General features: G+C 66.3%; 23 protein-coding genes. 7 read left to right on the forward strand and 16 right to left on the reverse strand.

The genetic code is table 11. The features are described 5' to 3' along the window. Positions 1–13: 13 nt before the first annotated feature. Together H7H34_RS06990 and H7H34_RS06995 are read right to left on the reverse strand one after the other, a co-directional pair. Complete coding sequence (locus tag H7H34_RS06990; protein WP_185924716.1) at positions 14–1,438, reverse strand: TIGR03808 family TAT-translocated repetitive protein; 1,425 nt, start codon at positions 1,436–1,438, stop codon at positions 14–16. Positions 1,439–1,557: 119 nt separating this feature from the next. Continuing rightward, positions 1,558–2,139: a DUF1131 family protein gene (locus tag H7H34_RS06995; RefSeq protein WP_185924717.1), complete on the reverse strand. Its 582-nt coding sequence runs from the start codon at positions 2,137–2,139 to the stop codon at positions 1,558–1,560. Positions 2,140–2,765: 626 nt separating this feature from the next. Between H7H34_RS06995 and H7H34_RS07000 the strand changes: the two genes are divergently transcribed. Next, positions 2,766–3,467 carry a helix-turn-helix transcriptional regulator gene (locus H7H34_RS07000; RefSeq protein WP_120269069.1) on the forward strand — a complete coding sequence of 234 codons (702 nt, stop codon included), beginning with the start codon at positions 2,766–2,768 and terminating at the stop codon, positions 3,465–3,467. Between the two features lie 132 nt (positions 3,468–3,599). Here the strand turns inward: H7H34_RS07000 and H7H34_RS07005 are convergent, their stop codons facing one another. The 5 genes from H7H34_RS07005 to H7H34_RS07025 all read right to left on the reverse strand — a co-directional run bounded on the left by H7H34_RS07005 (position 3,600) and on the right by H7H34_RS07025 (position 11,283). Next, positions 3,600–4,181, reverse strand: coding sequence for an LOG family protein (locus tag H7H34_RS07005; protein WP_120269070.1), 582 nt, complete (start codon positions 4,179–4,181; stop codon positions 3,600–3,602). An 8-nt stretch (positions 4,182–4,189) separates the two neighbouring features. After that, on the reverse strand, positions 4,190–5,581 hold the full coding sequence (locus H7H34_RS07010; protein WP_185924718.1) for a dipeptidase: 1,392 nt from the start codon (positions 5,579–5,581) through the stop codon (positions 4,190–4,192). Between the two features lie 212 nt (positions 5,582–5,793). Next, a complete protein-coding gene (locus H7H34_RS07015) occupies positions 5,794–6,999 on the reverse strand; it encodes an IS256 family transposase (RefSeq protein WP_013654810.1) in 1,206 nt (401 codons plus the stop codon). 187 nt (positions 7,000–7,186) lie between these two features. Beyond that, positions 7,187–9,379: an inverse autotransporter beta domain-containing protein gene (locus tag H7H34_RS07020; RefSeq protein WP_185924719.1), complete on the reverse strand. Its 2,193-nt coding sequence runs from the start codon at positions 9,377–9,379 to the stop codon at positions 7,187–7,189. Between the two features lie 347 nt (positions 9,380–9,726). Further along, positions 9,727–11,283: a helicase HerA-like domain-containing protein gene (locus H7H34_RS07025; protein ID WP_185924720.1), complete on the reverse strand. Its 1,557-nt coding sequence runs from the start codon at positions 11,281–11,283 to the stop codon at positions 9,727–9,729. Between the two features lie 149 nt (positions 11,284–11,432). Between H7H34_RS07025 and H7H34_RS07030 the strand changes: the two genes are divergently transcribed. Together H7H34_RS07030 and H7H34_RS07035 are read left to right on the forward strand one after the other, a co-directional pair. Then, complete coding sequence (locus tag H7H34_RS07030; RefSeq protein WP_120269075.1) at positions 11,433–11,834, forward strand: DUF2267 domain-containing protein; 402 nt, start codon at positions 11,433–11,435, stop codon at positions 11,832–11,834. A gap of 73 nt (positions 11,835–11,907) precedes the next feature. Beyond that, complete coding sequence (locus H7H34_RS07035) at positions 11,908–12,315, forward strand: DUF4332 domain-containing protein (RefSeq protein WP_120269076.1); 408 nt, start codon at positions 11,908–11,910, stop codon at positions 12,313–12,315. Between the two features lie 101 nt (positions 12,316–12,416). On the opposite strand, the gene H7H34_RS07040 is transcribed toward H7H34_RS07035, so the two are convergent. After that, positions 12,417–13,097 carry a haloacid dehalogenase type II gene (locus tag H7H34_RS07040; protein WP_120269077.1) on the reverse strand — a complete coding sequence of 227 codons (681 nt, stop codon included), beginning with the start codon at positions 13,095–13,097 and terminating at the stop codon, positions 12,417–12,419. 370 nt (positions 13,098–13,467) lie between these two features. Between H7H34_RS07040 and H7H34_RS07045 the strand changes: the two genes are divergently transcribed. Further along, a complete protein-coding gene (locus H7H34_RS07045; RefSeq protein ID WP_185926464.1) occupies positions 13,468–14,325 on the forward strand; it encodes a branched-chain amino acid aminotransferase in 858 nt (285 codons plus the stop codon). Between the two features lie 63 nt (positions 14,326–14,388). On the opposite strand, the gene H7H34_RS07050 is transcribed toward H7H34_RS07045, so the two are convergent. Continuing rightward, entirely contained in the window at positions 14,389–15,588 is a 1,200-nt protein-coding gene (locus tag H7H34_RS07050) for a YbfB/YjiJ family MFS transporter (RefSeq protein WP_209006168.1), read from the reverse strand. A gap of 416 nt (positions 15,589–16,004) precedes the next feature. Between H7H34_RS07050 and H7H34_RS07055 the strand changes: the two genes are divergently transcribed. Then, the gene (locus H7H34_RS07055; RefSeq protein ID WP_120269078.1) at positions 16,005–16,604 is read left to right on the forward strand and encodes a superoxide dismutase; all 600 of its coding nucleotides are present in this window, start codon (positions 16,005–16,007) and stop codon (positions 16,602–16,604) included. Positions 16,605–16,694: 90 nt separating this feature from the next. On the opposite strand, the gene H7H34_RS07060 is transcribed toward H7H34_RS07055, so the two are convergent. Further along, positions 16,695–17,066: a hypothetical protein gene (locus tag H7H34_RS07060; RefSeq protein ID WP_185924721.1), complete on the reverse strand. Its 372-nt coding sequence runs from the start codon at positions 17,064–17,066 to the stop codon at positions 16,695–16,697. Positions 17,067–17,234: 168 nt separating this feature from the next. Further along, on the reverse strand, positions 17,235–18,065 hold the full coding sequence (locus H7H34_RS07065; protein WP_185924722.1) for an alpha/beta fold hydrolase: 831 nt from the start codon (positions 18,063–18,065) through the stop codon (positions 17,235–17,237). A gap of 235 nt (positions 18,066–18,300) precedes the next feature. Between H7H34_RS07065 and H7H34_RS07070 the strand changes: the two genes are divergently transcribed. Continuing rightward, positions 18,301–18,507, forward strand: coding sequence for a YgaP family membrane protein (locus H7H34_RS07070; RefSeq protein ID WP_245164999.1), 207 nt, complete (start codon positions 18,301–18,303; stop codon positions 18,505–18,507). On the opposite strand, the gene H7H34_RS07075 is transcribed toward H7H34_RS07070, so the two are convergent. The 3 genes from H7H34_RS07075 to H7H34_RS07085 all read right to left on the reverse strand — a co-directional run bounded on the left by H7H34_RS07075 (position 18,504) and on the right by H7H34_RS07085 (position 22,148). After that, on the reverse strand, positions 18,504–19,271 hold the full coding sequence (locus H7H34_RS07075) for a Stf0 family sulfotransferase (protein ID WP_185924723.1): 768 nt from the start codon (positions 19,269–19,271) through the stop codon (positions 18,504–18,506). The genes H7H34_RS07070 and H7H34_RS07075 overlap by 4 nt on opposite strands. 85 nt (positions 19,272–19,356) lie before the next feature. Then, a complete protein-coding gene (locus H7H34_RS07080) occupies positions 19,357–19,917 on the reverse strand; it encodes a DUF3833 family protein (RefSeq protein ID WP_209006169.1) in 561 nt (186 codons plus the stop codon). An 83-nt stretch (positions 19,918–20,000) separates the two neighbouring features. Further along, positions 20,001–22,148: a S9 family peptidase gene (locus H7H34_RS07085; RefSeq protein ID WP_185924724.1), complete on the reverse strand. Its 2,148-nt coding sequence runs from the start codon at positions 22,146–22,148 to the stop codon at positions 20,001–20,003. A gap of 120 nt (positions 22,149–22,268) precedes the next feature. Here H7H34_RS07085 and clpS point away from each other — a divergent pair, with 120 nt between their 5' ends. Then, on the forward strand, positions 22,269–22,574 hold the full coding sequence (clpS, locus tag H7H34_RS07090; protein ID WP_067221889.1) for an ATP-dependent Clp protease adapter ClpS: 306 nt from the start codon (positions 22,269–22,271) through the stop codon (positions 22,572–22,574). A 4-nt stretch (positions 22,575–22,578) separates the two neighbouring features. On the opposite strand, the gene H7H34_RS07095 is transcribed toward clpS, so the two are convergent. Further along, entirely contained in the window at positions 22,579–23,307 is a 729-nt protein-coding gene (locus H7H34_RS07095; RefSeq protein ID WP_185924725.1) for an FkbM family methyltransferase, read from the reverse strand. A 133-nt stretch (positions 23,308–23,440) separates the two neighbouring features. After that, a complete protein-coding gene (locus tag H7H34_RS07100; protein ID WP_120269084.1) occupies positions 23,441–23,794 on the reverse strand; it encodes a PAAR domain-containing protein in 354 nt (117 codons plus the stop codon). Positions 23,795–23,846 lie beyond the last annotated feature (52 nt).

Consider the following 23,846-nt stretch of genomic DNA (forward strand, 5'->3'; position numbering starts at 1 on the left):
GCCGCCGCCGGTCCTACCGCACCATGTTGCCCTGGATGGCGAGATGGCCGAAGCCGTCGGCTGCGCCCGGCCGCGTCAGGTCGCCGGTGACCGCTTCCTTCCAGCGATGGCCGACGATGGCGCCACCCGGTGTGCCGGAGAAGATGTTCCCGGAAATCAGCGCGGCTCCGGCTCCCTCGACCACCGTCACGGCCGCGCCCACCGGGCAGTCGCGGATGACGTTTGAGGCGATGCTGACGTCGCGCAGATACGGCCCCCAGCCCATGTGCAGGCCGAAGCGCGCGGCCTTTTCCACCACATTGCCGGTGACAGCCGTGTCGGCCTCGACAGCGATACCGATGCCGAAGCCCTGCACTTCCGCCGGATAGGGGCCGGTATCGACGATGTTGCGGACAATATTTCCCGAGCAGGTGGCAAGCCGGCCGCCATCCAGGAAATTGGCGATGGAAATGCCGATGGCGCCGCCGTCGACCAGGTTGTCGGCGATCACCGCTCCCTGAAAGGCAAACTCCGAATAGATCGCGGTCTCGCCCGAACGCAGGCACGAATTGCCCTCGATCAGCACATTGGAACCGCTGTTGGAGCGGATCGCCGAGAAGGCGCAATCGGCGATGCGGTTGCCGCGCACGACGACGCCATGGGCACGGAAGATGTTGATGCCGTTGCCGTTCTGCCCGGTGCCACCGTCGCGGGCAGAGATCCGCTCCACCCGATTGCCGGAGACGATGCTGCCGTCCTCTCCCTCGCTCCAGCGATGCACCAGAATGCCGGCATTGGCACAGTCATGGACATGATTGTCGGTGATCGACAGGCCGCGCGCCTCGATGGAGCGCAGACCGGCCGTGCGGGCCCCGGAAATCGTGTTCCCGACGACGCGCCCGCCGCAGCGGTCCAGTGCGAGGCCGGCCTGCGAGCTGCCTGTGATGGTACAGCCTTCGATCAGGAGGTCGTCGACATCGGCAAAGTGAAGCAGGGCAGGCGTGTATTCGCCGAGCAGCCGGTTGTCGCCGTCGAAATGGATCCCCTCCATGCCGATGGTGCCGGGCCCTTGCGCGAACAGGAGATGGCCACCGCCCTGATAGTCGAGGCGGGTCTGGCCGGGCAGGCCGACAAGGCGGGTACCGGGGGGAAGGCGCAGGTTGGCGACCGTATAGCGTCCACCGGGCAGGAACAGCGCCCGTCCGCGCTCGGCCGCCGCATCGATGGCCTGCTGCATCAGGCTGCTCTGGTCGTCAGCCGCGCCGGGGCGGATGCCGAATTCGCTCGCCTCGATGGTACCGCGCAGGTCCGCGACGCGTACTGCTGCGGCAGCCGGCCTTGCGGCGTGCGGCAGGAGAAGAGGTGAAACGAGACCGGCAAGCGCCAGCCCGCCGCGCAACAGCCCGCGCCGTGTCGGCCCGGATTGCGCGCGACCTTGCGCCTCAAACGGCGATGCCATGTGCTGCCTGTCTCGTTTCATGCCTATCCACTCTCCCCGCCGCATTCAACGCAAACGGCGTGCCGGAACACCCGTCCCGAAACGGGACGGTGCTCGCGGTTCCGATAGGAGGGGGAAGGTCAGGCGCGACCGGGCGTCCAGATGATCCGCTGCAGCACCGCTTCGCGGAGCTGGTCGCTGGGCGCGAGCTGATCGAACGGGCCGGGATATTGCGGGATCGCGTAGACGAGCGTGACGTTGCTGGTGCCGCGCGCCTTGCAGATCGCCATGCCGCGCCACAGGTTGCGGCCGACCCGGCAATCGCCGCGCGAGGTGCCGATATCGGCAAAGCTCATGCCGATGCGCTCGCCGTTGGGGCCCTGCAGGTGGTGGGTCACGCCGTGCATCTCGCGCAGCTTGCCGTTGCTGCCCTTGTAGAAGTGCAGAACCTGGAAGCCCTCGGCGTTGTAGGCACCGATGGCCCACTCGGTCTTGTCCTCGGTCGCGGCCTGGAAGCCTTCCGTGGTGAAGCCGGGCAGGGCAGCGGCGATGGCCTTTTCCGAATAGGGCGTGTCTGCGGTGATGCCGCCGGCGCCGGCTTCGGTGATCTGGACCTGCGGGCCTGGCGTGCGGATCGAGCCGACGGTGTCGCCATCGAGCGTCGGCGAGCAGGCGGCAAGCAGAGGCAGGAGAAGGAAGAGGGCGGAACGTGAAAGTCTCATCGTGAATCGGATCTCCTCGACTGTGCCCGGCCCGGCAGATAGCACTCATGAGCCTGGCAAGGAACCCCTGAGGGGGCGGTGTTTTGTCCCCTCCACCACGCGCGGTACCCCTGATGAGATTGCCCTTCGCGGAATTGACAGTAATGGATGCGGCGATCCGGCACGGTTTTTCGCCGCTCGGTCGTGAGGCGACTTGAAAAGGTTGAAATCGCAATGAATTGCGGAGACGCCTCGACGCTTTTCTTTCGTTGCAGTAAAAACTATTGGTAACAGAGGGTTGCAGAACTCCGGCGTTCCATGGTCTGATTGGAGTACTAGGGGTCAGCTGCCCTGTCAGGATTCGTAAGACCGTGGTCGGACGCCCCTCCGGGGAGGGGGAGGGCGCCGGCACAGTGCGGTTTTTGGTTCGTTTCGCGTCAGGAGCCTCGCTGGGGCGGGGAAATTCTGACAGGGAAGGAGCGCCTGCAGGGTGGTGGTACGCCTGTTAGTTTGACGGGCTTGCGGAGCGGGAAATGCGCGCTCGGCGGGTGTCGGCCCTCAAACTGGCACAATTTGCGAGTGTATGCATGGGTGAAGATGCCAAGCCGCGAGCCGGCGAGGCTCTTAGGACGAAAGGCAGGGAAGAGATGGCCGACCCGATGGAGACGCAGTCCAAGGCGGCGGCGATTGCCGAAGCACAGACGGGCAAGCATGTTCTCGACATCGTCGAGGCTCAGCTGCGCAAGCTGGGGGCGACACATATCCTGGTGACCGGGCTGCCGATGCCGAACCGGCCGATCGATGGCCTGGTCCACCGCTTCCGCTGGGCGGACGAGCGTGCCGGCGGCATCGAGCGCAGCGACCTCGACACCGAGGACGGCGCGCTGATGCTGGGTCTGATGCGCAACCGGGCATTCCTTTGGGATGTGACGGTGGGCGACATGGAGCACTCCGAGCTCTTTGCGTCGCTCGGCGGTGAAACCCGCGTGGTGGTGGTGCCGGTGACGGAGACGCATCCGTTCCAGGCCGTGGTTATGGGCGGCGGCGCTCATTTGGAGGCGGGCTCGGTCGAGCTCTCCAATCTCGAGCTGATCTGCAACACTGCCTTCCGCCGGCTGATCGATCTCGGTGTGCTGTCGACGCAGCGCCCTGGCGACCTTTCGGCGCGCGAGCGGCGTGTGCTGGAGCTCACCGCGCTCGGCAAGACTGCGAGCGATATCGCCGGTTTGCTCGACATCTCGCAGCGGACGGTGCACGCGCATCTGCAGAACGCCAGCGCCAAGCTCAACGCATCCAACAAGACCCATACCGTGGTCGAGGCCTTGCGCTACGGCCAGATCCGGCTCTGACCGGAGGCGGACGGGACGCCGGCGGAAAGCCGGCAGCAGAAACGAAAACGGCCACCTGGACGATTAGTCCGGGTGGCCGTTGTCATTTGGTGTCCACGTCGCCTGCCGCCGCCGAGGGCGGCGGGCGCCGGGTCAGGTTTCGTCGCGCTTGATCCACTTCGGCGTTGCCGGCGGCTCGTAGCGCTCGAACCTGGCGAGCAGCTCCGCCGGGTCGTTGGCCACCAGCACCATGTCGCGCATCACCGGTTTCACGAACTCCTCGTCCCGCTGCAGGTCGAGGAAGTCGAGGAGCCCGTCATAGAAGCCGTCGACATTCAGGAAGCCGCAGGGCTTGCGGTGATAGCCGAGCTGCCCCCAGGTCCAGATCTCGAACAGCTCCTCCAGCGTGCCTGCACCGCCCGGCAGGGCGATGAACCCGTCGGAGAAGTCGGCCATCATCGCCTTGCGTTCGTGCATGGAGGCGACGATGTGCAGCTCGCTGAGACCGGCATGGGCGAGCTCCTTCTCCTGCAGGGAGAGCGGCAGCACGCCGATGACCTCGCCGCCGGCCGCCAGGGCACCATCGGCGACCGCGCCCATCAGCCCGACCTTCGCCCCGCCATAGACGAGGCGCCGGCCGGAGCGGGCAATGGCCGCGCCGGTGGCGACGGCGGCCTCGCGATAGGCGGGCTTGGCTCCCATGCTGGAGCCGCAGAAAACGCAGATAGACTTCATTGCTGCAATCAGCCCTTCGCCAGTTCGTCGAGCACGCGGGCCCAGGAGCGGATGCCCTTGTGATAGCTGGTCATCTCGTACTTCTCGTTGGGCGAGTGCACGCGGTCGTCATCCAGCCCGAAGCCGATCAGCAGCGAGTCCATGCCGAGCATGGTCTTGAAGTCGCCGACGATCGGAATGGACCCACCGCAGCCGATAAGCGCCGCCTCGCGGCCCCATTCGTCGGACAGCGCCTTGCGGCCCTTGGCCAGGGCCGGGCTGTCGAAGGGCAGGCGCAGGGCCGGGCTGCCGCCGTGCTTGTGGAAGGTGACGGTGCAGTCTGCCGGGAGCTTTGCTTCCACATAGGCGCGGAAGGCGGCCCGCACCTTCTCCGGATCCTGGTCGCCGACCAGTCGGAACGAGATCTTGGCATGGGCCTGTGAAGCGATGACGGTCTTGAAGCCGGCACCGTTGTAGCCGCCCCAAACGCCGTTGATCTCGCAGGTCGGGCGCGTCCAGATCTGCTCAAGAGCGGTGCGGTCCTGTTCGCCCGCCGGATACTTCAGATCGACGCCGCCGAGGAAGGCCTCGTGGTCGAAGCCGAGCTTGTCCCACAGCGCGCGCACGTCCTCGGGCATCTCGATGACGCCGTCATAGAAGCCGGGCAGGGTCACCTTGCCGGTTTCGTCGTGCAGGCCGGCGAGAATGTCGGCCAGCACATGCAGCGGGTTGCGGGCGGCACCGCCATACATGCCTGAATGCAGGTCCTTGTCGGCGGCGGTGATGGTGATCTCTTCCCCGACGAGACCGCGCAGCATGGTGGTGATGCCGGGGGTCTGGCGATCCCACATGCCGGTGTCGCAGACCAGCGCGAGGTCGCAGGCGAGCTCGTCCTTGTTGGCGGTCAGGAACGGATGGAGCGACGGCGAACCGGACTCCTCCTCGCCCTCCAGCAGCACGGAGACGGAGACCGGCAGCCCGCCGGTCTCGGCGATCCACGCGCGGGCGGCCTCGACGAAGGTCATCAACTGGCCCTTGTCGTCCGCGGAGCCGCGGGCAACGATCATCTTCGAGCCGTCCGGGCGGGTCACGACGGCCGGTTCGAACGGATCGCGCTCCCAAAGGTCGAGCGGATCGACCGGCTGGACGTCGTAATGGCCGTAGAACAGCACATGGGGGCCTGCCTTGCCGTCTTCCTTGCGGTGGCCGACGACCATCGGGTGACCGTTGGTGTCGCGCACGCTCGCCGGGATCCCGATGGCCGTCAGTTCGTTCGCCAGCCAATCCGCTGCCTGTCGGCAATCGTTCTTGAAGGCCGGGTCGGTGGAAATGCTCTTGATGCGAACGAGGTCGAAGAGACGGGCGAGCGAGTCGTCGAAATCGGAGTCGATTCGAGACAGGACCCGGTCGAGATCGGACATGGTAGGGCTCCGCTGCGAGAGGATGCCCGCGGGCCGACAGACCATGGCAAGGACTGCGGCCGGCGCGCTGGTGAGGGAACCCAGCATGGACACAGATCGGCGGTCAAGGCAAGGCGCGGCGCGGTCCCGGATCGGGACCCGCCGCGCCTTGGGGCCGGGGAGGGTCACGTCCGTCAAGCTGGTGTAAATTCCTGGATGGCCTGAGGGCATGATCAGGCGGCTTTCGTGGTTATGCTGAGAATGGGGTCGATCTCCTCCTTGTCGATCTCGGCGAAGGCCTCGACCATCATGTAGCGGCTCGAGGTCTGCCATTCGTCGTTGGCTTCGAAGAGCACGGCGCCGATCAGGCGCATGATTGAGGCCTCGTTGGGGAAGATCCCGACGACATCGGAGCGCCGCTTTACCTCCTTGTTCAGGCGCTCGATCGGGTTGGTGCTGTGCAGCTTGGTCCTGTGCTGGCGCGGGAAGGACATGTAGGCCAGCACGTCATGCTCGCTGGCGTCCATGAGATCGGCCAGCTTGGGCCAGCGCGGGCGCAGTTGTTCGGCAACCTTGCGCCAGGTTTCGCCCGCATGGGCGCGGTCGGGCTGGTCGAAAGCCTGGCGGATCGCGGCGGCGACAACGGTGTGTTGGCCGCGCGAGACGTGGGCGAGAGCATTCCTGATCCAGTGAACGCGGCATCGCTGCCAGGTCGCTTCGAACACCCGGGCAATGGCTGCCTTGAGGCCGGTGTGGGCATCGCTGATCACCAGCTTGACCCCACTCAGCCCCCGGGCGCGGAGGGAACGCAGAAACTCGGTCCAGAAGGTCTCGGCCTCTGAGGGCCCAATGCCCAAGCCGATGATTTCCCTTCGGCCCTCGGTGTTGGCCGCCACCGCAATTATGGCCGCGACCGGCACGATGCGCCCGCCTTGGCGGACCTTGAGATAGGTGGCGTCGAGCCAGACATAGGGCCAGTCGCCGGTGAGCGGCCGGTTCAGGAACTCCCCGACCCTGTCATCGATATCCTTGCAGAGCTTCGAGACCGTGCTCTTCGATATCCCGCTGAGCCCCATGGCCTGCACCAGCTCGTCGACGCGGCGGGTGGAGACGCCGCCGATCCAAGCCTCCTGGATCACCGCCACCAGCGCCTGCTCGGAGGTCTTGCGGGCCTCGAGGAAGCCCGGGAAATAGCTGCCCTGCCGCAGCTTCGGCACCCGCAGGTTCAGCGTGCCCAAACGGGTATCGAGAGCGCGCTCTCGATACCCGTTGCGCCAGGTCGTGCGTTCACCGCTGCGTTCATGCCGGCCGGCGCCGATGATGCCTTCCACATCGGTCTCCATGATCAGTTGCAGCACGGCTTCGGCAATGCCGCGCAAGAAGTCGCCCTGATCGTGCTTGGCCAGAAGCTCGGACAGGTCCATGTTCGTCTTGGTCATCGGGGTCTCCGTAGGGGCCGTGGTTGAAGTCGCCAAACTCCACCTCGAACATACACCTCGATGGCCACCTGGGATCACACCGCCGACGGCGATGAAATTACACCAGCTCCTCGGACGCTAACCCGGGGAGGCGGCCGCTTGTGGAAAGGCCGCCGCGCGGATGGCGCGGCGGCGTGTTGTCGGCGTCCTAGTAGTTGTTGACGGGCGCGCATGCTCCCGTGACATCGGCATTGGTGAGTGCCTCGCCATTCAGTACGAAAGCACTGCCGGGCGACTGCGTCAGGCTCGTCGGCATGAAGGGCGAGCGGCCGCAGGCCTCGGGCGTTCCGGTGACCGTTACGGAGCCGTTGAGGTTCTCGAAGTCGCCCATCATCCAGAAGCCTGCCCGGCCCGCCTGGTCGATCTCTACCTTGTCGAAGGTGAGTGCGTCGGAGGGGTTCAGCATCTGCATCAGCTGGATGCCGATGACATCGACATTGGAAATCGAGATGTCGGTGAAGCTGGAGTCGCGGATGCCCATGATCATCATGCCGCTGTTGGTGGCCCCATTGATGGTCAGGTTCTGGAAGTCGTAGCCGTGGTTGGACTCCGAGCCGACGATGATCGACCAGTCGCCGCTGAACGAGCTGATGTTGATGCCGCTGCGCACGCCGAGGCTCGGCAGCGCGCCGATGCCGGTCAGCACGGAGTTGCGGTAGCCGATCTCGCCGGAGGCGACGAAGGCGGCACCGTCCGCAGTGGTTTGGGCGATGTCGACCGCATCGAGATCGGCGCGGTGGACATAGTGGAACACCAGGCCTTCCTTCGCCGTGTTCGAGATGTCGACATTCGCGAAGGTGAGGTCCTGCGAGACATTCGCGAAGATGCCCATGCCCACCCGATCGGCGGTCACGTTCTCGACCGTGACGTGGCTCGCCCGGTTAAGGCGGATGCCGACGCCGACCTCGGTGTCTTCCGGGCTGAAGTTGCTGAAACCGTCCGCCGTGTCGAAGGCGATTTCCGACAGGGCGACGCGGGCCACAGTGAGGTCCGAACCGTTCTGGAAGTTGATGCCGGTGCCGGCCACGTTCGAGATGCGCAGGTCCGTAAGCGTCACTCGGCTGGCGCCGTCGGATGCAACCGCGGTGCGGCCGCCAGACAGCGAGAAGCCGGAGAGGACCGTATCGTCCGCCATCGCGAAGAGGTCGCGTGACGCGTCGATGCCGTGAAGGCGGGTGTCGCCCACCCGCAAGGTGCGGCCGGTGAGCGGATTGCGCACGTCGAACGCGCCGGCGATCCGCTGGTTGGCGGCAAGGGTGATGGTGTCGTCGATCTCGATGACCGTGCCGTTGCCGTTGACGAACACCTGCTGGCCGGGGGTAGCGGCCTCGATGGCCTGGCCGACATTGCCGTTCGCCGGGTCGATCACCACCAGGTTGTCGAGCGTCGCGCCCGTGCGGGCATCGACGCCCGTTACCTCGGCTCCAAACGCTCCGGCCTGGGTTACCACGTCCACGTCGCGAACCACCGTCTCGGTCATCCGCCGCTGAAGCGCGGTCAGGCGCGTGCCGCGCTCTTCCTCGCCGATCGCGCGCTGCAGGGGCAGGCGCAGCCGGGCGCCGAAGAAGCCCTGCGAGCCGCGCGGACTGTCGTACTGGTACTCGGCGAGCAGGCTGACGCGGCTGCCCTCGAACAGGACATCGTTCATCCGGTATTCGGCGCGCACACGCGGCCCCCAGACGGTTTCCGCCTTGTCTTCCCAGAAGGCGTAGCCGCCGCCATGCAGCCAGAATTCGTCGCGCCCGTCGCCCAGCAGGTTGAGGCCGGTGAGGACGCCCGCCTCGATATCGAGGCCGCGCATGGCGCGTTCCTCACCGCCGCGCACGGTGATCGAGCTCGGGCCGACCCGCGCAGTGTCATGGGAGGCGAGCTGGTGTGTCGTCTTGCCGACCGGCAGATAGGCATTGGCGCGCAGGTTGAAATGCTCGGTCATCAGCTCGGCGCCGAGCGTCACCTGCAGGAAATGGTTGTTGTACTGGGATCGGCGGTAGTCGAGGAAACCGTAAGCACCGACGATCCAGCGATTGTCGATGATCTGGCGGATGCCGAGACCGGCATTGACCTCCTGCGAGCCGGAGGCGCCGAACGTGCCGCGAATGTCGGTGTAGATCAGCCGATCGAAGGTCTGGTACAGCGGGACGAAGAGGGTCGTCTCTCCGGTGCTGGAGCGACCAGTCGTGCCCGCCTTGCCGCCGACTTCCAGATGCGGCCCCCACAAGGGCGCGCCCACCCCTGCAGGATCAACCTGCTGGGCATCGGCAATCGCCGGGGCGAGAAGAAGACCGCAAAGCGCAGTGGACAGCGCAGTGGCGCGCAGGAGCTTCGATCTGCTTGACGTCATGCCTAACCTTTTCCCGGACAGGCGGACGCGCGGCGCCGGACGCGCATGCCCGGTCGCAGCGCGAAATGTCCGCGCGGTCTCTTGTTGGATATTTGGGGACGGGTTCAGCCTGGCTGCGTGTGCTTGCTCGGGCGAACCGGATCTCGGGAGCCGCCTGTCGGGTGGCTCGATGGGGCAGGCATAGGACCTGCAAAAACATGAGTCAATTATTCATATTATGCCAACAAAGGCCTCCGGCTTTTTACCGAAGGCAAGCCGCTGATTGCCGTCGCGGCGAGGCCGGCCCCGCCGCCGGCGGGCCGAAAAAGGATCTGTGGAGAGTTCCGGGCCCGGACCGGAGCGAGGGCCTAGAAGCCCCGCTTGATCGAGCCCAGGACGCCGCGTGCCAGCGCCCGGCCGAGTGCCGAGCCCAGCGAACGCACGACCGATTTCACGGCAGCGTCTGCCACGCTGTCGGAGCGCGAGCGGCTGGACCGGGTCCGGCTGCGGCTGGGTGCCGGGGTGGGCGAGGTGCCGAAGTCGGGGATCTCGAAGCCGGAACGGGTGCGACGGGGCGAGCCGCGCCGCTCGATCTCCTGCTCCTCGCGCGCCTTCTGGCGCTCTTCCATCCGGGCTGCCTCTTCGGCCCGGCGCTTGAGCACTTCGAAGGCGGAATCGCGATCCACGGTCTCGTCGTAGAGATGGCCGACAGGGCTCATCGTGATGATCTCGCGGCGCTCGCTCGCGGTGAGCGGCCCAAGCCGCGAGGAGGGCGGCCGCACCAGAGTGCGCTGGACGATGGAAGGAACGCCTTTGCCTTCCAGCACCGAGACCAGCGCCTCGCCGACGCCCAGCTCCATGATGGTGCGCTCGGTGTCGAGATCCGGGTTGGGGCGGAAGGTTTCCGCCGCCGCGCGAACGGCCTTCTGTTCGCGCGGGGTGTAGGCTCGCAGGGCATGCTGCACCCGGTTGCCGAGCTGTGCCAGAACCGTGTCCGGCACGTCGAGCGGGTTCTGGGTGACGAAATAGACACCGACGCCCTTGGAGCGGATCAGCCGTACCACCTGCTCGACCTTTTCCAGCAGCGCCTTGGGCGCCTCGGAAAACAGCAGATGTGCCTCGTCGAAGAAGAAGACCAGCCGCGGCTTTTCCGGGTCGCCCACCTCGGGCAGTTCCTCGAACAGCTCGGACAGCAGCCACAGAAGGAAGGTGGCGTAGAGGCGCGGCGCGCCCATCAGCTTATCGGCGGCCAGCACCGAGACGACGCCGCGCCCGTCGCGCGTGGTGCGCATCATGTCGCGGATATCGAGCGCTGGTTCGCCGAAGAAGGCATCGCCGCCCTGGCGCTCGAGCATCAGCAACTGACGCTGGATCGCACCGACCGAGGCCTTCGAGACGTTGCCGTAGACGCGCGACAGCTCCGAAGCCCGCTCGGAGACATGCGCCAGAAGCGCCTGGAGGTCCTTCAGGTCGAGCAGCAGCAGGCCCTCGTCGTCCGCCAGTTCGAAGGCAACGTTGAGGACGCCTTCCTGCGTCGGATTGAGGTCCATCAGGCGGGCGAGGAGCAGCGGCCCCATCTCGGAGACTGTGGCGCGGATCGGATGTCCCTGTTCGCCGAACAGGTCCCAGAAGATCGTGGGGAAGTCTTCGTAGATGTAATCGCCCGTGAAGCCGATCTGTGCGGCACGCTTTTCCAGGAAGTCCTTCCTCTCGCCGCTGGCGGCGATACCGGACAGGTCGCCCTTCACATCGGCACAGAAAACCGGGACGCCTGCATTGGAAAAGCCCTCGGCGAGGATCTGCAGCGAGACGGTCTTGCCGGTGCCCGTGGCGCCGGTGATCAGGCCGTGCCGGTTGGCAAGCTTCAGCGTCAGATATTCCGGCTTGCCCGATCCGCCGATGAAGATCTTGTCTGCGTCCTGCACTGCGTGCGCCTCCGCTGCCGCCGTCGGCCCCTCCGACGCTTCGAAAAACCATGTAACCCGCAGATCGCGCTGTGTATAGCGGTTGTCGCGGTGCGCGCTCTCGTGCCAAATTACCGGCCAGACGCCCGATGATTCCTCTGGGGGGACACATGGACGAACTTGTCAGCCGGATTGCTGCGGCTGCTGGCATCAGCGAAGACCTCGCCCGTCAGGCGATCGGTATCATCCTCAACTTTCTCGATCGCGACGGCCCGCAGGATGCGGTGGCCCGGATCGTCGATGCCCTGCCGGGCGCTTCTCAGCTGATGGCCGAGCAGGGCGGCGGCGGTGGCGGCGGGCTGCTCGGCAGCCTTGCCGGAAAGCTCGGTGGCAGCATCGGCGGCGGAATGGGAGCGATGGCGGCCCTCAACGAGCTGACCAATGCGGGGCTCGACATGGGCGAGGTGCAGACCGTCACCCGCGAACTGGTGCAGGCCGCGCGCGAACACGCAGGCGCCGATGTGGTCGATCGTGTGGTTTCCTCGATCCCCGGCCTCGGCCAGGTGCTCTGAGCTGGCCGTGCTGTGCCGCGACCGGTTGTCTTGAAGCCCGGCTGCTGGTGCCGGGCAAGTCTGGAGGTGCGAGATGTCCTATTCCATTGACGAGATTGAGGGTATCGGCCCGGTTTATGCGGAGAAGCTGCAGGCGGTCGGTATCAAGACTACCGATGCTTATCTGGAGCGGGCGAAGGATCCCAAGGGCCGCAAGGCGCTGGCCGAAGAGACCGGGATCGATGACAAGCGCATTCTCAAGTGGGCCAACATGGCCGACCTGATGCGCATCAGCGGCGTTGGCGAGGAATATTCCGAGCTTCTCGAGGCCGCTGGCGTCGACACGGTCAAGGAGCTCAAGCACCGGGTCCCGGCCAATCTCCATGCCAAGATGAAGGAAGTGAACGAGGCCAAGAAGCTCGTTCGTCAGCTTCCCAGCGAGTCCGGCGTGGAGAAGTGGGTGGCGCAGGCTAAGGAACTGCCGGCGATCATGACCTACTGACGGACCTCGATCCGGCAGATTTCAAACGCTCCGGTCCTTCGTGGGCCGGAGCGTTTTTCGTTTCCGCCAAGGAGCGGCTCTGCTGAGCCCGCCCAGGGCGCTCAGGCCAGGGCCAGCAGGCCCTGCAGATCGGCCAGAACGGCCACCGGCGGCAGGTCGGAATACTCGTCGGCGGCACCGGTGCGGTTGATCCACACGCCGCGGAACCCGAAGGCGGTGGCGCCTGCGATGTCCCAGCGGTTGGACGACTGGAACGACACCGCCTCGGGATAGATGCGGAAGTGGTTGGTCACCAGCTCGTAGACGTCCTGCCTGGTCTTGTAGGTCTTCAGCAGGTCGGTGGAGAACACTTCGTCGAGCAGGTCCTCGATCCCAGCGGCCCGAACGGCAGCCTCCAGCATCGCCGGCGAGCCGTTGGACAGGATCGCCAGCCGGTTGCCGTCGTCCTTGAGGCGCTTCAGAACGGTGGGGACTTCCTGGTAGCAGTCGAGCTTCCAATAGGCGTCGAGCAGCCGCTGGCGCAGGTCCGCATCGCTCTTTCCCGTCATCGCCATCGCCGTGTCCAGCGCCTGCTCGGTCAATGACCAGAAATCCAGGTAGCGGCCCATCAGAGCGCGTGTCCAGGAATATTCGAGCTGCTTCTGCCGCCACAGCGTCGACAGGCTTACAGCCTCCGGGCCGAGATCGCCGGCATGGCGGCGCACCGCCGCGTGCACGTCGAACAGCGTGCCGTAGGCGTCGAAGACATAGGCGGAGACAGGGCGAGTCGCGGAATGGGACATGGGCTTGGGGCCTTGGCGGGTGGGGCGCCCGGCATCGGGAGCCCTCTGGCGGCGCTGCCGCAATTTTGTTCAGCTGCCAAGCAAACAGCCAACCCGGCCCGAGGTCAAGGCTTCTTGTGCGCCGCACAAGAAGCCGGCTCAGGACGTCTCATGGGTTCGTCGGGGTGGTCCGTGCGGAAGCGAGCGAAAGGCAGCCCGCTGCGCAACATCATTCCCTAAATTTGGCGTAGCTGGATCGATTTGGACGGTGGCGCGGTGTGTGCGGAACATTTCGGTCCTTTTCCCGCGCGCGTGCGGGAGGGCCTTGACCTTCGCCGGCGAAGGGCGTTCGATCCCCACCAATCGCGCCAAGACGGATCGGGAGCAGAAGATGAGCGAATGGTCGCAAACCTGGAACTGGATCGACGGTAACTGGATCGAGGGCAATGCCCCGATCATGGGTACGCGTACCCACGCTTCATGGCTGGGCTCGTCGGTGTTCGACGGCGCGCGCGCCTTTGAAGGCGTGACGCCGGACCTCGATCTCCACTGTCAGCGCCTCAACGATTCCGCGGTTGCCCTTGGCCTCAACCCGGTGATGAAGGCCGGCGAGATGATGGAGCTGACGCAGGACGGCCTGTCCCGTTTCGCCCCCAATACGCCGGTCTATGTGAAGCCGATGTACTGGGCGGAAGGCGACGGCATCGGCACCATCGCCGGCGATGCGGCCTCCACCCGCTTCGCGCTCTGCCTGTTCGAGGCGGCTCTCGCGCCGAAGGATGCGGCGATCTCGCTGACCCTGTCGCCGTTCCGCCGCCCGACGCTGGAGACCATGCCGGTCAATGCGAAGGCCGGCTGCCTTTACCCGAACAACGCACGGGCCATCGTCGAGGCCAAGTCCCGCGGCTTCGACAATGCCATCGTGCTGGACATGCTCGGCAACGTCGCGGAGCTGACCACGGCCAACGTGTTCATGGTCAAGGACGGCGCCGTCCATACGCCGGCCTGGAACGGTACGTTCCTCAATGGCATCACCCGCCAGCGTATCATCAAGCTGCTGCGCGACGCCGGCACCGAGGTCTACGAGCGTACGCTCGGCTATGGCGACTTCCTGGATGCCGACGAGATCTTCTCGACCGGTAACTACAACAAGGTGGTTCCGGTCAAGCGGATCGAGGATCGCGAGCTGCAGCCGGGCCCGGTCGCTCAGCGCGCTCGCGACCTCTATTGGGAATTCGCCCACGGCTGAGCGGTTCGTGTGAACCGGACGGAATGATTGGAGCGGCGGTACGGCGAGGGTTGTGCCGCCGTTTCATTTTGCCTGGACGCGCGCCGGTCGCGGTCCCGACAGCGGGCCGACCAGCAGCGCTGCCAGCACCAGAAGGGCGGCGGCGGCCATCGACGGCCAGTAGAAGCTGCCCGTGGCATCGGCGATCAGGCCCGCCAGCGTCGGGCCGACCATCTGGCCGGTGCCGAAGCAGGCAGTCATCAGCGCCATCACCTTGCGCGGGTCCCCGCCGGCAAGGCGCCGTCCCTCGATCAGTCCCAGCGACGTGATGCCCATGAACGTGCCGCCGAGCAGGACGGCGGCCAGCGCCATGCCGGCGAGGCCGGAGAATGTCACGCTGGCGGCAACGCCGATGGCCTCTGCCAGGCAGGCGAGCGAGAAGGCCCAGGCCCCTCCCAGCCAGGCCGAGACCCGGCCCCAGACCCAGACGGATCCGGCCGCGGCCAGCCCCACCGCTGCCCAGGCGGGCGCCTCGAACGGGGCCAGCGTTTCCGACTGGCGCAGGATCGAGGTCAGGAAGGTGGCGGTTACCACATAGCCGATGCCGAACAGCGCATAGGCGATGGCGAGGCGCACAAGGGCAGGCGAGATGCGGGCGCGTGCAGGCGCTGCACTTGCCGCGGGCGAGGCGGTCATGCGCGGCGCCCGCGCCACCACGAAGAGAATGGCGCCCATGCTCAGCACTGCCGACACCAGGCCGCAGGCGGCCCACAGGCCCTGCCAGCCCGCGCCTTCGCGGGCCAGCCAGCCGACTGTCGCCGCCGACAGGGCGATGCCGATGCCGACGCCGGAGAAGAAGAACTGGGCGAGTTCGCCGCGCCCGGCCGCTGCCAGCCGGTCCAGCACCAGTGTGGAGCTGAACACCAGCACGCCGGCACTGGCGATGCCGCCGAAAAACCGCACCAGCGCGAGCCAGACGAGGCCGCCGTCGACCGCCATCAAGGCGGACGTCGCCGCGCTGCCGGCCAGGCTGAGCAGGAAGCCCGTGCCGATCTTGTCCTTGCTGACCGCCATCACGGCCAATGCGCCGATCAGATAGCCGAGATAATTGGCCGAAGCGATGAGTCCCGCCTGCGAGGCAGACAGCGGGATGGCTTCGCTCATGAAGGGCAGCACCGGCGTCAGCGCGAAGCGGCCGATGCCCATGGCGGCCGCCAAGGCGCAGAAACCGCCGAACGCGAGCAACACGGGGGAGGGGGCGGTGGTGCGTGGCTTGGCAATCATGCGGGGAAGAGCCTTGCGAAGCTTGGCAGGGAGGCGGGAGGCAAACCTAGCGCGTGAGACGCCGGGCCGGGAGGGGAAATCTGTCTGAGCGGCGAGAAAGCGGTGAGCGGGCGGTAACCGTGGAGGGCCCTGCGGCAACTGACGATGGAGAGGTCGGGAGGTGTCAGGGCTTTGGGAAAAAGGCGCATATGCCCGTTGCCGATTGAAGGTCGGGTGCCTATTTTGCCTTGTGTGACAGGCAGCCGACGCGATTTGCGGAAGGTTGCCCGCAACCCGGACCGACCGTCATCCGGCTGTCGGACCGAATGTCTTACAACCCACGCAGGCCGTCGCGGCAACGGCGCCCCGGCTTCCGCCTGCGAGTGTCGGCCGTCTGGCCGGCATCATTCTTTCGCCCCCGCCCTGAGGAGGTTTCCATGGCTTTTGAACTCCCGGACCTGCCCTATGCCTACGACGCGCTTGGCCCCTATATGTCGGCCGAGACGCTCGAGTATCACCACGACAAGCACCACATGGCCTATGTGACCAACGGCAACAACCTGCTGAAGGATTCCGGCCTTGAGGGCAAGTCGCTGGAGGACGTGGTCAAGGAGAGCTTCGGCAAGAACGCCGGTCTCTTCAACAATGCGGGCCAGCACTACAACCACATCCATTTCTGGAAGTGGATGAAGCCGAATGGCGGCGGCAACAAGCTGCCGGGCGGCCTGGCTTCGCGCATCGACTCCGACCTCGGCGGCTTCGACAAGTTCCGCGCGGACTTCATTGCCGCCGGCACCACGCAGTTCGGCTCCGGCTGGGCCTGGCTGGTGTTGAAGGACGGCAAGCTGGCCGTCACGAAGACCCCGAACGGCGAGAACCCGCTGGTGCACGGCGCAGTGCCGCTGCTGGGCGTCGATGTATGGGAGCACTCCTACTATATCGACTACCGCAACGCGCGCCCGAAGTACCTCGAGGCCTTCGTCGACAACCTGGTCAACTGGGACTATGTCGACGAGCTGTTCCAGGCCGCGTCGTAAGGCTTTACGCTCCGGCTCAAACGAAGAAGGCGGGTCCTCGCGGACCCGCCTTTTTTGTATCCCGGCCGGAACTTGCGGCTGTCGGCTGGTTCAGCGCCGGCTGCACTGGGCAGTGAAGACCAGCGTGAGATACCCGGAAATGTGGTTCAGGAACGCCCGGCACTCGGCCTCCGTCTGGAAGCAGCCTTCGCGCGAGAACTGGATGGTCCTCAGGTCGACGCTCTTGCGGCCGCCGACGATGCCGCGCCACGGTCCGGCGGACGGATTGCGGCAGTCGGCGCGCGACCCATAGGTGCTCGGCACATAGTCTTCGTCATAGGTGGGGGCAAAGAGCAGGTCGCCGATGAAGCCGGCCTGTGCGGGCACAGCCTGGGACAGCGCGAGCGTCGCGGCCAGCGTCAGCGCGGCGGCGCGGCCGGCCATGGATCCGGTCTTGCGGAACGAGGCACTTGAAGCGGACATGAGGCTCCTCGACGGGTTGTTCTGTTGGTTTTCGGGCAGTTGGCGCGTGGCCTGGACAGGTCCCGGATTGCCCGCCATCTGGCGGAAGGACTGGGGCGGAATCATGGTAGCTCGGCCACGAACGCGAGCCTGTGAAGGCCGTTCTAGCCACTTTTCGTTTAAGGCGGGTTACGCGCCAGCGCCCAAACCAAGCCCCTGATCGGCATGGCCATCGAGCCCAGCGAGGAAGCCAGCGATCATTGCGACGGTCTGTGCTTCGGCCTCGCGGTGGGGATTGTGACCGATGCCGGGCAGCAGCACGGCGCGCCCGCGTCCCTCGGCGATGCGGCCGGGATGGGCGGGCGAGCCGAACTCATCCGCATCCCCGTGGATGGCGAGCAGCGGGCAGGCGACCTTGTCCAGCGCCTTGTCCTGCGTCCAGCCGGCGAAATCCGGCGACAGCCAGGTTTCGGTCCAGGCGTCCACCACCCAGCGCGCCTTGTCGTCGTGGTAGCGAGCAAGCCGCGCCAGTTCTTCCGGCTGTTGAAACGTAGCGCGCGCGACGCGGATGCCGTCCAGCGTGCGATCCTCAATGAAGGCCTGCGCGCCCATCGTGATGACGGCAAGGCAGGTCTCGCGATATCGGCCGGCGGTCTCCACAGCCATTCCGCCGCCGACGCTGTGACCGCAGGCGATGAACTGCGTAAAGCCGAAAGCCTCGCGCAGGAGCGGGAGGGTGTCGCGTCCCTCCGCCTCGATGAAGTCCGCGGGCAGCGCTCCGGGGAAGGCGTCCGAGCGTCCGAAGCCGAGCCGGTCATAGGCGATCACCGGACGACCTGTCGCCACGGCAAGCGCTCGCGGAAAGCTGCGCCACAGATCGACGGCGCCGAGGGAGTCGTGAAACAGCACGATCGGCGGCGGCGCATCGTGGAGAGAGGCCTTTTCCCACCACATCCGGGCGAAGATCGCGCCGCGGCCGGTCTCGATCCGCAGGTCGTGGGCAAGAGTTGGATCTGTCATGGCAGGCATCGCAGTGGGGGAGGGGGAACGGAGCGTGCCCCGCACATAGCCGAGGTGTGTGAACCTGTCCACGCCTTGCCTCTGGGTTCCTGCTCCAGGACCGCCAACCTGTCGCAGGCCGGCACCTTGCCGGATGTAGATGCGATCCATTATATTCGGATAATAGAAATTAAAAGGGTTTGACTGTCGGGGGCGTGGACGCCTTCCGGTCCGAGCATGAGAAAAGGGGTCGCTTATGTCGATGATCACCACCAATGTCGGCAGTGCCGACCGGATCGCCCGCATCGTCGTCGGCGTGGCGCTGATTGCCTTCGCCCTGTTCGGTCCGGCGGAGATCACCTGGAAGTGGATCGGCTGGATCGGCGTCGTGCCGCTGCTGACCGCATTTCTGAAATGGTGCCCGGCCTATACGCTGTTCGGCGTCAACACCTGCGGCCGCTAGGGCTGTCGGGCCTCAAGGTCTGCCCGCAGCCGCACCACCCAGTCCCGGCTCTTCGCATCGGCCAGCCGGGCGACGTCCGGCACGGCAGTGTTTGCCGGAGACGGGTCGAGGCCGAGGGCATCGAGCACAAGACGCAGCGTTGCCGGCGGGTCGGCCGAAAGGGCCTCATAGGTAAGTCGCAGCGGCGCGATGCCCTGGTCCGCGAACCAGTTTTCCCAGTCGCGATCCGCCGTTGCCATTGTGTCGTGAGTGCTGCGCAGCAGCTCCGTGTCGTAGACCGGTTCGCGCGGCGGCGACAGGCGTTCCAGCTCCGTACCGTCCGAGGCCCTGTGCCACAGGCCGCTCTGCTGCGCCTTCACGTAGGACACCGCCTGCGCCGCCTTGTCCAGACGGGTCAGGTGAATGAACAGCGTACGGCCGAAGGCCGCTTCGAGGCGCGCATGGTCGCTCGGGCGGCTAGGGTGCAGGATCGCGAGCTTGTCGCGGAAGAAGGTGAAGCTGTGCCGCTGCAGACGGACCCCGAAGACGTCGGTCCCGCCGCGCCCCTCGTCGAGGGCGGCGGCGAATATCTCGGCGAGAACCTCGTGTTCGTCGCGGTCGGTATCGGCGGAAAGCTCGAAGCGCTCCAGCCAGTCGTCCAGCGATGGCTCATGGAAGAGCGAACTCGGCCGACCGGCGATGCCTGTCGCGGCCAGAAGCCGGCACAGCAGCGTGCTGCCGCTGCGCGGCGAGGTACAGATCACGTAGGACTGGAAAGGCGTCATCTGGCGAAAGGCAGGTCGAATGCGGGAGAAGGACTTTTGCCGCCTTTCGTGACCGCAGTGTGACGTGCCGTGCTCGCACCCCCGTCTATCTGCGGAAAGTGAGATCGACGGTGCCGACGGTGATGCCGTATTTGCGCACATCGGCGGTGTTGCGCACGGTGCGCGCGTCGACCCGTGTAAGCGTGTCGCAGAAGCGCACGGCCACCGGTCCATCCGCGGTGGTCAGTTCCGCGGCATAGTCGAAGCGGATGCTTGCTCCGCCGGCGGTGATCGTCACCGGGTTCAGCACGTCGGACCGCGTGCCGATATAGCGGTTTTCCGCCACCTTCTGGAAGAACCAGACCTTGGTATCGCGCTCGCCATCGGCGAAGCGGAAGTCTTCGCGCAGGCGCAAGGTAAAGGTCTTCGGGTTCCAACTGCCGTGGGTCACCACGGTGAAGGGGCGGCGGATACCGGCGATCCGGCTCTCGAACACGCCTTCTCCGACCGTGCGGCCTCGGAAATACTCTTCAAGAACCAGCGGTTTGTCGGCTGCGCGCGCAGAACCGGCAGCCAGCATCGGCAGCAGAAGCACTAAGGCAAGAACCGCCGCGACGGCGGAAATGTTGGCGCGAGCCGCCTCGCGGCAGAAGATCAGCGCGGGCATGGAAACCTCCGTAGTCGGCTGCAGGGCGGCAACCTGCCGCCCTTGATGCCGTTTACGGTGTCATGCCCGCGCCGGATCGCTGTTTAGCCTGTCGCGCCCGCCACCTTCAGCGCGAAGGCATAGACGAGGGCCACTTCCTTGAGCCGGTCGAACCGGCCCGAGGCGCCGCCGTGACCGGCTTCCATGTTGGTTTTGAGGAAGAGCGCTGCCTCGTTGCTGCGCCGCTCACGCAGACGCGCAACCCACTTGGCCGGCTCCCAATAGGTGACGCGCGGGTCGGTCAGTCCGCCGACCGCCAGGATCGGCGGATAGGCCTGCGCCGCGACATTGTCGTAAGGCGAGTAGGCGGCAATCGTCCGGTAATCGTCCGGCGAGGCGATCGGATTGCCCCATTCCGGCCATTCGGGCGGCGTCAGCGGCAGCGTGTCGTCGAGCATGGTGTTGAGCACGTCGACGAAGGGCACCTCGGCGATGATGCCGCCGAAGGCCTCTGGCGCCATGTTGACCACCGCGCCCATCAGCATGCCGCCGGCCGAACCGCCCTGCGCGACGATCCGGTCGGGCGAGGTGAACCCCTCGTCGGCCAGATGGCGGGCGGCGGCGATGAAGTCGGTGAATGTGTTCATCTTGGCCTGCCGGCGGCCATCCCGGTACCAGCGGAAGCCCTTGTCCTTGCCGCCGCGGACATGCGCGATGGCATAGACGAAGCCGCGATCGACGAGCGACAGGCAGTTGGTGTTGAAGCTCGCCGGGATGGTGATGCCGTAGGAGCCGTAGCCGTAGAGCAGGCAGGGCGCGCTGCCGTCCAGCGGCGTGTCCTTGCGGTAGAGCAGCGACACCGGCACCGTCTCGCCGTCGCCGGCCGGCACCTGCAGGCGCCGCGTCACATAGGCATCCGGGTCATGGCCGGACGGCACTTCCTGCGTCTTGCGCAGCGTGCGCTCGCGCGTCTCCATGTCGTAGTCGAACACCTGCGCCGGCGTCGTCATCGACGAGTAGGAAAAGCGGATGCGGTTGGTATTGAACTCGTAGCCGTCGGTGAGGCCGAGCGAATAGGCCTCCTCGTCGAAGGCGATGGCATGCTCCAAACCGTCGGCGACGCGGCGCACGACGATGCGCGGCAGCCCGTCTTCCCGCTCCAGCCGCACCATGTGCTTGGCATAGCAGGTGAAGGAGAGGATCAGCCGGCCCTCGCGATGCGGCACCACATCCTGCCAGGCTTCCGGGCCGGCGCCCGCGCGCAAGGCGGCGAGCGGCAGGCTCATGATGCGGAAGTCTTCGGCGCCGCCATGATTGGTCAGCAGCAGCAGCGTGTCGCCGCCGTCGTCTTCCACCGAATACTCGGTGCCGGTTGCGCGCGGGGCGACCGTGAGGGGGGCTTCCAGCGGGGCATCGGCCGGGATCAGGCGGACCTCGGACGTCTCGTGGTCGTGAATGTCGATGGTCAGGAAGCGGCCTGACTGGGTCTTGCCGATGCCCATGAAGAAGCCCGGATCGGCCTCCTCGTAGACCAGCACGTCACCAGCCGGATCCGTCCCGACCTCATGGCGGAACAGCCTGGAGGGCCGGTGATTGTCGTCGAGGCGCACATAGAAGAGATAGCGGCCGCAGGCGGACCAGACGCCGCCGCCGCCCGTGTCCTCGATCCGCTGGTCGAGATCGCGCCCGCTGGCGAGATCCCGCACGAGCAGGGTGTAGAACTCCGAGCCCTTGTCGTCGAAGGCCCAGGCAAGGCGCGAATGATCGGGCGAGTGCGACGCGCCGCCGAGGCGGAAATAGGCCTTGCCGCTCGCTTCCTTGTCGCCGTCGATCAGGATTTCCTCGGCCTCGCCGCCGCGCTCGGCTGTCTCGCGCGCCATCCGGACGAGGCGCGGATGCTGTCCGCCGGCCACATAGGCAAAGCCGTAGGCATAGGGCCCGTCGGCCATCGGCACGCTGCTGTCGTCTTCCTTGATCCGCCCCTTCATCTCGGAGAACAGCGTCTCCTGCAGGCCCTTCGTGTCGGCCATGCCGGCTTCCAGGTGGGCGTTCTCCGCTTCCAGATAGGCGCGGATGGCGGGGTCGAGCGTGTCGGGTGCCCGCATCACCTCCTGCCAGTTCTCCGCCCGGAGCCAGTGGTAGGGGTCCTCCCTGACGATGCCGTGGGTGGTCAGGGTGAGGGGGCGCTGTTCCGCGCGCGGCGCCGGCGCAGCCGCGGCATCGGAAAGGGGGCTATTGGGTGTCTTCAACATGGAGCGGAGGTAGGCGCTTTCATGGGTCTTGGCAAGGTGGCAGCGTGCTGCGAAACGGGGGCGCGCGTCATTCCGAGTGACCGGTGCACAAGCGTGCCCATGTGTGATAAAAGCGCGCCCATGAGCGACAGGTCCACAACGCTGCAGCCGTCCGCGAAGACGCGGACGGAGCGCCCGCGCCTTTACAAGGTGCTGCTTCTCAACGACGACTTCACGCCGCGCGAATTCGTCGTGGCGGTGCTCGCCTCCGAATTCCGGATGAGCGAGGACGAGGCGGTGCGGGTGATGATCACCGCCCATCAGCAGGGCGTGTGCGTCGTTGCCGTCTTCCCGCGCGATGTCGCCGAGACCAAGGCGACCCGTGCGACCGAGGCCGGGCGTGCTAACGGCTTTCCGCTGCGCTTCGAGACCGAGCCGGAGACCTGACCCGTCAGTTGGAGCGCAGGTAGAGCCGGTCGCTGGACAGGTCGAGCACCATCCGGTAGCCCAGTTCCTCCAGCCGGCGATGAGTCTCGCGGCCGTCCGGCGCACCGGCGAAATAGCCCTTGCTGAATTCCATGTAGATCAGCGTCGGCCGCGCGGAGCCAAGGCTCGACAGCACGGCGGCTTCCGCACCTTCGATATCCATGTGCAGCAGGTCGATGGCGGCGATGCCGAGCCCGGCGCACAGCGTGTCGAAGCGACGTCCCTCCACCTGCGTCGCCGCCTGCTGCGCCACATGCGAAAAGCGGCTGCGATAGGTGTCGGTATGGGCGTAGATCGAACCCTGGCCGAACACTTCACCGTCGATGGTCGCCGGGTGCCAGTCGACCGGCCCGTCCGTGGCACAGGCGGCGTAATTCAGCACTTCCACCCGTTCGCCGGCGAGATTGCCGCTGACCAGCGCGAAACGCTGCGGGTCGGCCTCCACCGTCACCACCCGGCAATCGGGAAAGGCGCGGGAAAAGCGGAAGGCATCGCCGCCGTCGAAAGAGCCGAGATCGATGATCGCCTTCGGCGAGATGCCGAGTTCGCCGAACCAGGCCGGGTTGAACCGCGAGTGGTAGAGTGTACGGGCGCCGCCGGCAGCCATCACCTCGTCATGCCCGTCTATCAGCGGCGGAGACATCAGTCCGGCACGGCGGGCGCGGAAGCGATTGGCAAGTTTGCGAAGGCTCACGCAGCGGACTCCTGACAAGGGGTTCCTGCGTTCTATAGCGCATGTGGCCGGGCGGCGACATGATGAATCGGCCCGCGCCAGTACCGCATGCGTCGGATTCTGAAAGGATTTTCGGCTCCCGCACGCCGCCTGGTCATTGCGGCGGGCAGACGACGTCCCCTGCGCGCACTGCCCCCACGCCGTCGATGGTCACGTCTGACGAGCCCACGACAACGCATCCTTCTGCCGGTGCGACGAACCGCACGGCCGGCTCGCCTTCCACGAAGACGCCCGGGACCGGCTCGAACAGACCCGGCGGGCACGCGGCCACGTCCGACAGGCGCAGTGCCGGGCGGCCGTTGATCATCACCGACGAGGCACCCGTTACGGCACAGGCCGGCATGTCCTGCGCCACGGCTGGCAGGGCGGGGGGTAGCAGTGCGAGAGCCAACGCGATCCGTATCGTCATGTGGCGACTTTGTGGTGCCCCCTTACGATGGTCGAACATACCGCTGTCCTCGAAAGTGCCATGTGCGCGTCGCGTGACGATCAGCCCTGTG

Origin of the sequence: Stappia sp. 28M-7 (assembly GCF_014252955.1) — a bacterium.
Taxonomy (GTDB): Bacteria; Pseudomonadota; Alphaproteobacteria; order Rhizobiales; family Stappiaceae; genus Stappia.